The organism is Sinomicrobium pectinilyticum (assembly GCF_003725735.1).
GTDB lineage: Bacteria > Bacteroidota > Bacteroidia > Flavobacteriales > Flavobacteriaceae > Sinomicrobium > Sinomicrobium pectinilyticum.
Genome location: NZ_RJTM01000202.1, coordinates 1 through 10,216, shown reverse-complemented (window position 1 = coordinate 10,216; position 10,216 = coordinate 1). Strand labels below are relative to the sequence as shown.

The window sequence follows — 10,216 nt, the reverse complement described above, 5'->3', positions numbered from 1 at the left end:
AGTATCGTTTGATGCGGGACTTGCCAGTGCTTTTGAAGGGCTGCATGTCTATGAACTGGACCGTGCACAGGATGTTCCCGGGGGAGAATTCCCTGAAAGCGGACTTTGGGCCACGATACAGGATTTTAACATTGACGGGCTTTGCCTGCTATGTACGCTGCAAAATCCTGACTTTGCGGTAGATACGGATTTAACCAATTATGCACAGTTTAATATACCTGCGGGAGTAGGTTCTTCCATAACACAAAACCTGACCGGTTTCCCGTTCCGCGGCACAGCCGATGATTTTATACAGGTAGTGTTGAGTCCGGAAAGCGGTGTTATTGATGCCAGCCTGTTAGGGGCCATTACAATACAAGCCATGGATGGCGGCGAACTTGTAGGAGAACCGATAGAAGCATCGGCATTATTGAATGTAAGTCTTCTTCCGGGAGATGGTAACAGGTATGCTCTGAATTTTTCGCCGGGAGTGGCTTTCGATGGTGTTCAGGTAAAAATGGGATCTACTCTGGATCTTCTTAATAATCTGAGGTTATACGGGGCCAGAATAAAATTCCCGGATCCGGATATAGTTTCCGGTAATGTAATCATGCCCGGAAATTCTACAACGGTGGAATTATCTCCGAACGGGGGAACCACCCTGGATTGGTTTGCCGATGCCGAAGGGGGAGACCCTATAGCGACGGGTAATTCCTTTACCACACCTGTCTTAGATGAAAATATTACCTATTATATAGAGATAAGCCGTGATGGTTTTGTCGATCCGCAACGTTTCCCGGTAAAGGTATTTGCTACCAACGATACTTGGGCATTAGCGCAGAACTGGAACGTTTTCGGCGGATGCCTGATCTGTAATGTAACAGATCCGGACAATGCAGCGGATGGAGATCCTACTACTTATGCGATACTGAACCAGACTGCAGGCGTTGCAGGAGGAATTCAGATGAACCTCTTTGACTTCCCGCTTCAGGGACTTCACGGTGATAATACACAACTGGTAGTTGGCCTTGGCGGTGGCGTTATTGATGCCAGCCTTTTCGACGGACTTACCCTGCAAAGTTTTAACGGTGAAAATGCAAATGATGACCTTGCGGATAGTGCAGAATTAATAAACCTGCAATTGCTCCCCGGTTCTACGGACCAGTATGTACTGACCTTTACCCCGGGTGCCGATTTTGACCGTCTGCAATTAAATTCGTCTGCTTTGGTAGACCTGTTCAGTAACCTCAGGGTATACGGGGCAAGGATACAGTTTGTGAAACCGAATATAGTTTCCGGTCTGGTAACTACTCCCGGAACATCTACTACGGTAGTAGCGGAACCCGTTGCGGAAACCAGCCTGGCATGGTATGACCAGCCGGAAGGAGGAACACTCCTGGCCAGTGGTAATGAACTGACTACACCGGAATTAAACGAAAATACTACATACTATGTAGAAGTAAGCCGAGACGGTTTCGTCGAGCCGGAAAGATATCCGGTGACAGTAAGCGTTATGGATGCGCCGGTAGCGGGAATTCCTACGGTTAGGGTGTATGCGGATGGCCAAACTAACGGAGGGACTCCTCTGCTGGCTAATGTAACTAATCCCGGTAGGGCAGCTAATGGAAACAAAGATGATTATTCAACTTTGACTGTTACCATTTTAGGCGAGGTTTGGCAAAAACTGGATTTTACTACACAACAACCTGGTCCAGACGATCCGGTACATGTGAAAATAGGTACAAATACTGGTTTGCTAGATTTGCTTACAGGTCTTACATTACAGGCATATAATAATGACGATCCTGTAGGGGAAGCGATAACATTAGGTAATCTTATTGGGTTATTAAATGGAGCAGATCAGGCAGATATTGTACTGCCTGCTCCTGGTGTGCCATATAATAGTGTAAGAATCTATTCATCTGGTATAGCTCTTGGAGGAGGAGTGAATATATATGGTGCCTACTTTAACGAACCTGGAGACGGAGTAGCCTGTGATACGGCTTCAGATATCCTTTGGGGTAGTGAAGCATCACTTGCCGGTGGGGTAAATGCTGTTGATGATCCTCAGAATGCTATCGACGGGGATGAATCTACATTTGCGGAATTACATGCTACGGTTAGTGTAGCGGGTAAAACGCATATTACGGCATTGTACCAGATGGTATCTACTACCGGAGATTCTATTCGCGTCGCTTTCCAGAATCCCGGAGGTCTTTTGGATCTCGGTCTGTTGTCCAGTTCATTGACAGTAAGGACGTTCCTGGATAATCAGGATAACGGTGCTTTAGATCTTGATGCGGATATTCTTCGTTTGAGCCTGTTACCGGGTACCTCGGACATACAAGTGATAACCTATCCTATCGATGTACCTTTCAACCGTATCCAGGTATCTATAGGAGAAGGCCTTGCTACTGCACTGAGCGCATTACGTGTCTACGAGATAGGCCGTGTAGCTCCATCCCCGGTAATTGCCGGAGGATCGGATGTAACTGCCTGTGTGGGTGAAGATGTTACCCTTGAAATAGATTTCCCGACAGAAAATGTCGTGTATAACTGGTACGATGCCGAGACTGGGGGAAATCTGGTAGGATCGGGTAATCCGTTTACTATCGAAGCCGCGAATCTCGAACTCGGAACAAATACATTCTATGTTTCTCTTTCCAAAAACGGTTGTACGGACGAGGCTTCTGCCCGTACCGAAGTAACCGTTAACGTACTGGAAAGCCCGGAAGCACCACAGGTAGTATCTGCCAATGTATGGGCGGCACCGGGAGGGTCTGCGACCTTACAGGTGTTAGATCCGGATGAAAATATAACTTATAACTGGTACGATGCGGCTGCCGACGGCGAATTGCTGCATACCGGCGATACTTTTGAAGTAAGCGGTGTTACTGCGGACACTCCTTATTATGTAGAAGCAGTTGCGGGAGAAAGCTGTATCAGCCCGGCCCGTACCGAAGTAACCGTAATGGTATTGATGCCACCGGTTATCGATCCGATAGGAGCAACAATTACCCAGGGAGAAACTGTGACTTTCAACGGATTGTCCCCCGACGGTACCGAGGTGGTCTGGTACGATCCGGATGGCAATGAAGTGGCTGTAGGCCCGGAATTTACTATCCCCGATAATCTTCTGCCCGGAGATTACGTATATACCGCTACCACAAGAGACCCGGTAACAGGAGCGGAATCCGATCCTGTGGAAATACCGGTGACTGTAGAGCCCCTTGTATTGGCGGCGCCTACGGTAACTCCTCCTTCAGCCGTTATTGACGAAGGAGATACCCAGACGTTTACTGCTACACATGATGTCCCCGGAGTTACCTTTACTTGGTATGATCCGGACGGAAATGTAGTAGCTACAACACCTGAATTCACAACACCTGCCGATCTTCCGGTAGGAGACTATACATACACGGTGACTGCAACCGACCCGGGAACAGGAGTGGTTTCGCCTCCTGCGGAAGTGCCTGTTTCCGTACAAACAGCCGGTGGCGGCTTACTGCCGCCTACCGTAAACCCTCCTTCTGCGGTAATTGCCGAAGGAGATACGGAAACGTTTACGGCCAGTCATGACAATCCTGGTGTAACCTATACCTGGTACGATCCGGATGGTAATGAGGTAGCGGCAACACCTGAATTTACCACACCGAGTGATCTTCCGGTGGGAGATTATACCTATACGGTAACCGTAACCGATCCGGATAGCGGCGAAGTATCCGCACCGACAGAAGTTCCGGTAACAGTGGAGCCTGCCGGTACGCTGTTACCGCCTACAGTGACCCCACCTTCGGCAACTTATCCTGAAGGAGATACGGAGACCTTTACGGCCAGTCACGACAACCCGGATGTGACCTTCACCTGGTATGACCCGGATGGTAATGAAGTGGCAACCACTCCGCAATTTACCACCCCTGCCGATCTTCCCTTAGGAAATCATACCTACACGGTGACAGCGACTGACCCGAATAGCGGAGAAGTATCTGACCCGACAGAGGTGCCGGTGACCGTAGAACCTGCAAGTACTTTAGCGCCACCCACAGTGACGCCGGAATCTGCAGTACTCAACGAAGGCGATACGGAAACCTTTACAGCCGGTCATGACAATCCCGATGTCACCTTTACCTGGTATGATCCGGATGGTAATGAAGTGGCAACTACGCCAGAATTTACGACCCCTGCGGACCTTCCCGTAGGAGAATATACATACACGGTGACAGCTACTGATCCGAATACCGGAGAAGTATCTGATCCGACTGAAGTACCGGTAACCGTAATTGGTGCGGGTGACCTGTTGCCGCCTACGGTAACACCGCCGTCTGCAACCTATCCTGAAGGAGATACGGAGACCTTTACGGCCAGCCATGACAACCCGGATGTGACCTTTACATGGTATGATCCGGATGGTAATGAGGTGGCAACTACGCCAGAATTTACGACCCCTGCGGACCTCCCGTTAGGAGATCATACGTACACAGTTACGGCAACCGATCCGAATACCGGTGAGGAATCCATACCGACCGAAGTACCGGTAACGGTAGAACCCGCAAGCGGATTGGTATCGCCAACAGTAACACCGCCTGCAGCGACTATAGAGGAAGGAGAAACTGAAACCTTTACGGCTACTCATCCTGACGATCCTGATGTAACCTATACTTGGTACGATCCGGATGGCAATGAAGTGGCCACCACACCTGAGTTCACTACACCGGATAACCTTCCCGTAGGAGAGCATGTGTATACGGTAACGGTAACTGATCCGGACACCGGGGAAGTATCCGATCCAACCGAAGTTGTAGTAACAGTAGAACCGGCTACCGGTACCTTGTTACCGCCAACGGTAACTCCTCCTTCTGCAACGGTTATGGTAGGAGATACGGAGACCTTTACGGCCAGTCACGATAATCCCGATGTAACCTATACCTGGTACGATCCGGATGATAATGTAGTGGCCACAACACCTGAGTTCACTACACCGAATGATCTTCCGGTGGGAGATTATGTCTACACGGTAACCGTAACCGATCCGGCTAGTGGGGAAGAATCCGCACCTACCGAAGTACCTGTAAGTGTAGTACCTACCGGTACGTTGTTACCGCCAACGGTAACACCGCCTTCGGCTACTTTAGAGGAAGGGGAGACCGAAACCTTTACGGCGAGTCATGACAATCCCGATGTAACCTATACGTGGTACGATCCGGATGGCAATGAAGTGGCCACAACACCTGAATTCACTACACCGAATGACCTTCCCGTAGGGGAGCATGTATATACGGTAACGGTAACTGATCCGGACAGCGGAGAAGTATCCGATCCTACCGAAGTCGTAGTAACCGTTGAACCGGCTACCGGTGAATTACTGCCTCCGACCGTGGATCCGGAAACAGCGACGATAGAACAAGGTGGGGCAGTAACCTTTACGGCATCTACCGATTATCCGAACGGGGAAATTTTCTGGAAAGATGCAGACGGGAACGAGATTGCCGCAGGAGAAGAGTTTACTGCCGGACCGGGACTGACTCCCGGAACATATACCTATAATGCGGTAGTCCGTGATCCGGATACCGGAGAAGAATCCGGTCCAGCCCAGGTAACACTTATTGTTACCGAACCTTCTATACCGGAAGAATGTCTCCCGGCTTATGAAAGGGTATATGCCGGTACTCAGACATCCAGCGGTGTTAATAATCCTGCTAATGCGGTAGATAGTAATCTGGAAACATTCAGTTCCATTCCTATCCCGTCACTCTTCGGAACAAATACGCAAACACTTCAGTTCGGAGGAACATACAGTCCTGCCAACGGGGATGCGTTACATGTAAGGGTGAGTACGGATATTACACTTTCATTGCTGGGTAGTGTAACTATTACGGCACAGGCCTACAATGGTAATGTTGCAGTAGGAGCACCGGCAGAATTGTCCGGAGGAGTACTGCTCAATTTACTTGCAGGACAGAACGAAGCGGATATAGTGGTTCCTGTCGGAAGCCCGGATCCTGCTGTCAGCTTTAACGCCGTCAGGGTACAAGTATCCGGTGCATTGCTGGCCGGAGGTGTTATAAATATACATGAAGCGTATGTAAACCAGTCAGTGGAAACTCTCGCTGAATGTAATATCGTGGAAGATATAATGACCGGGGTTACCTCAGGTGCCTTGGGTACTCTAAATGGAGTTAGCGCCGAAGAGAATGCGGTAGACAGTGATATAACTACAGCAGCCCTGTTACGTCAGAATGTAGGGGTAGCCGGTTATGTTCATTTGACTACGGTTTATCCGGCACCTTCTGTTTCCGGAGATTCCATTCGTGTGGTCCTTGCCGATCAGGATGCCGGTTTGCTTGACCTCGGTGTAGCTACCGGAATTAAAATTGTTGCTTATATGGGCAACACTCCGGTGCACGAGGTATCGGTTCAGGAAGGACTTTTAAGCCTGAAACTCCTCGGAGGAGGGGACCGATGGGAAGTAGCTACTGAAGTAGACCAGCCATTTGACAGGGTTTCCATACAGCTCGGAGGACTCGCTTCGGCCCTGGAAGGAGTTAATGTTTACGAAATAGAGCGCGTTCCCGGTATTCAGCTGGAAGGCAATAATCCCGGCGATAATATCGTAGAGGCCTGTCAGGGTGGAACCGTGAATCTTACCGCACCGGCTGATGACTGTACTACTTATGTATGGTACGATGCGAGAAACGGCGGAAATATAATAGGAGAAGGAAACCTGGAATTTGAAGTTCCGGCCGACTGGACTCCCGGAGAACATATCGTATATGTACAACCTGTACGTTACGGTTGTGAAGAATCCGGCCGTATCGCGGTAACTATCCAGGTAAATGAAGCTCCGACAGCAGATGATATTGCATTGGAGACTGATAATCCTGACTATTGTGAAGAAGAAGATGTACTGATCACCGCTACGGCAGAAGGAATGACCAGCCCGGTGTTCGCATGGTACACAGACCAGAATAAAGAAAACCCGGTAGCTGATGCCGACGGAGTTACGTATGTAATTAATAACGGAGAGCTGTCCATCAGCGGATTGCCGGTAGGAACACATACTTATTATGTAAGTGTAAAAGATGGTGAAGATGGTTGTGAAAACGTTGCGGGGAACCTGGCGGAAGTATCCGTAACAGTGAATCCCGGGGCTACTGCGGCAGACATACAAACAAGCGATCAGGTGATCTGCTTCGGGGAAACTGCCGTATTGGAAGCAACCAGTACAACTGTTACAAATCCGGTATTCAACTGGTATGATAACGAAGATCTCATAGGAGATCCGGTATTTACCGGGCCCGTATTCGAACAAAGCGGGTTGACAGCCGGATTGTATACATATTATATTACAGTTCAGAACGACGATACCTGCGAAAATTCAGCAGATGAAGCTGTAGCGGTTACTATAGCTGTTCAGCACCAGATAACTGCGGAAGATATAGAGCTTCCCGGAGATCTCAGTCAATGCCTTGGCTCTCCCGTGGCCTTGTCAGCTGCTGTAAATACTGCCATAACTGTCGAAAACCCTGTATTTACATGGTACCTCGATGCGGCCGGAACGCAGCAGATCACGGATAATATGGTGTTGGACGGAGCTACATATACGGTTAACGGAAGTGATATGACTGTTGAAGGTCTTGCCGAAGGAACAGTTATCAATTACTATGTTAGCCTGGAAGGAGACAACGTATGCGGAAGCCTTGACGGCAACCTGGCAACAGTACAGGTAACCATAGGAAATGAACTCGCAGCTCCCGAAGTATCCGAGTCCGATGTCATGGTATGTGAAGGAGAAGATGCGGTATTGTCCATACTCAATCCTCAGGATAACCTGGAGTACAACTGGTATGAGACTGCTTCCGGGGGAACTCCCGTATTTACAGGGAATGATTTTGAACTTACTGCCGTTACGGAAAACGCGGTTTATTATGTAGAAGCTGTCGGAGACGGCGATTGTGTTAGCCTTACGCGTACGGAAGTTACCGTAACGGTTAAAGATTACGCCTCTGCTGCCGATATAAGTATAGACGGGGTAACTGAAATATGTGAATACGATGACCTTGTATTGACTCCGACTACCGGTATAACAGACCCTGTATTCCGTTGGTATGCCAATGCTGATAAAACCGGTGAGATCGTGGATGGGGTTTCTGCAGAAGGAATACTCACACTTTCCGGGCTAACCGAAGGGACTTACACGTATTATGTGAGTGTAGAGTCTGCGGAACTATGTGAAAACCCTGCCGGCGACCTGGCCCAGGTAGAAGTAACGGTCGGTGCGCCCCAGGCAGCACCTGTGGTTACACCACCGGAGCAGTTCGTAGTGGTTGGGGATGATGCGAGTCCTTTTGAAGTATCAGGTCTCGGTACAGGTGAGGCCGTATGGTATACTGATGAGGAACTGACTGCAGAAGTATTCAGGGGAACCTCTTATGTTCCGTCAACAGGAACAGTTGGTACATTTACATATTATGTGGTTATAGAAGACGGAGCTTGCGTGTCTGAAATAACACAGGTAGTACTCCATGTTACCGATCTGCCGACACCGCCGGAAGAATGTTATATAGCGGATTCGCAGATCAACGGAACAACTCTCGGTTGTGTGTTGTGTTCGGTTCAGAATCCGACAAATTCCATTGACGATAATACGGATAACTTTACAAGGTTGGTTATGCCTGCCGGACTTGGTTCCGGATCGGTATACCAGACCCTTATATTCTCTCATACCGGTAAGGCCGGAGACAGTGTCCTTGTGGATATAGGTACGGCCGTCGGACTTGGAGACATCAATGTTCTCGGGGCCATTACGGTTACCCTATTTAACGGAACAACTCAGGTAGATCAGTTCAGCCTGGATAACCCGCTCCTGGAAATCCGGTTGCTGACCGGTGGGGAACGCGGCCAGGTATTGATTCCTGCTACCGGAGCTTATGACAGGGTAGAGATCCGTAATACAGCCGGTGTAGCCACCTTATTGCAAAGTGTGGATATATACGGAGCACAAATATTACAGGCCGCTCCGGAATTGAATATACCCGATCCTGTAGAAGTATGCGAAGGAGAAGCGTTTGTGGTTACTGCCACACCTGCGGCAGGTACTGTGTTAAGATGGTATAACAGTGATGATGAGTTATTGTATACCGGAAGCAACTTTGAAGTACCTTCCGATGTTACCGGTGAATTTACATACTTCATAGAAGTTGTAGACCAAGCTTCCGGATGTCCGAGCCCGGAACGGATAGCATTTAATGTTACTGTTAATGACGGTCCGGGGGCAGGTGATATCGCCGTGACCGGTAATGAAGATCCGGTTTGTGCTGATGATAATGTGGTCCTGACACCTTCAAGCGCACAAGGTACCGTATTCAGATGGTATCTCGATGCGGACAAAACGCAGCCCATAGCCGACGGAGACAGTGACGGTGATGTTGCTTATGCCGTAGATGCTAATGGTGTACTTACCATAAGTGGTTTAGATAGCAGCAATAGTCCGTATACTTATTATGTAAGTGTAGAAGGTGCCAATGGTTGCGAAAACCCGGCAGGGGATCTTGCCGAAGTTTCCGTGGAAATTAGACCTACGGTACCTGCTGGCGATATCGCCGGAATAGAAATAGAAACTACAAACGGAGACGGAGAAGTTTGTCTCAATGTTACTCCGGATGTGGTTATTACTGCTGCCCTTACTCCCGGAAGTACGGTAACCAATCCTGTATTCCACTGGTATGATGAAGCAGGAAATATGGTTGCGGGAGGTGAAACCGGAGTATTGACCCTTGCCGGACTCGCTCCAGGTGAACATACTTATAGTGTTGGTGTAAGCGGTGACGGTTTCTGTGAAACTGCCGAAGCTGACCGTAAGAGTATAACCTTTATAGCAAGAGATGATTGTCAGTTAATTACTGCGGTAGACGACATGGCCAATACGCCTGTTGATATACCTGTAGATATAGATGTCCTGGCTAACGATGTTCCGGGAGAAGCCCCTATCGATCCTGCTACTGTAGTGATCGTGGATGCTCCCGGAAATGGTACGGCAGAAGTAGACCCTGTTACCGGAATGGTGACTTATACTCCTGCAGCCGGATTCGAAGGCGATGATACTTTCACTTATACTGTAAAAGATGAGAATGGCTTTGAATCCAATGCAGCTACGGTAACTGTAAGTGTAGGCGGCAACAACGGTGGCTTGTTAGCTGTAGATGATACGGCAACAACGCCTGTGGAGATGCCTGTAATC

Annotated in this window: 1 protein-coding gene; it reads left to right on the top strand. The window is 48.9% G+C overall.

The window, feature by feature from the left end; all coding sequences use genetic code 11:
• Positions 1–10,216, top strand: a 10,216-nt coding sequence (locus tag ED312_RS24030) for an Ig-like domain-containing protein (RefSeq protein WP_170164613.1), incomplete at both ends; no start/stop codon positions are given.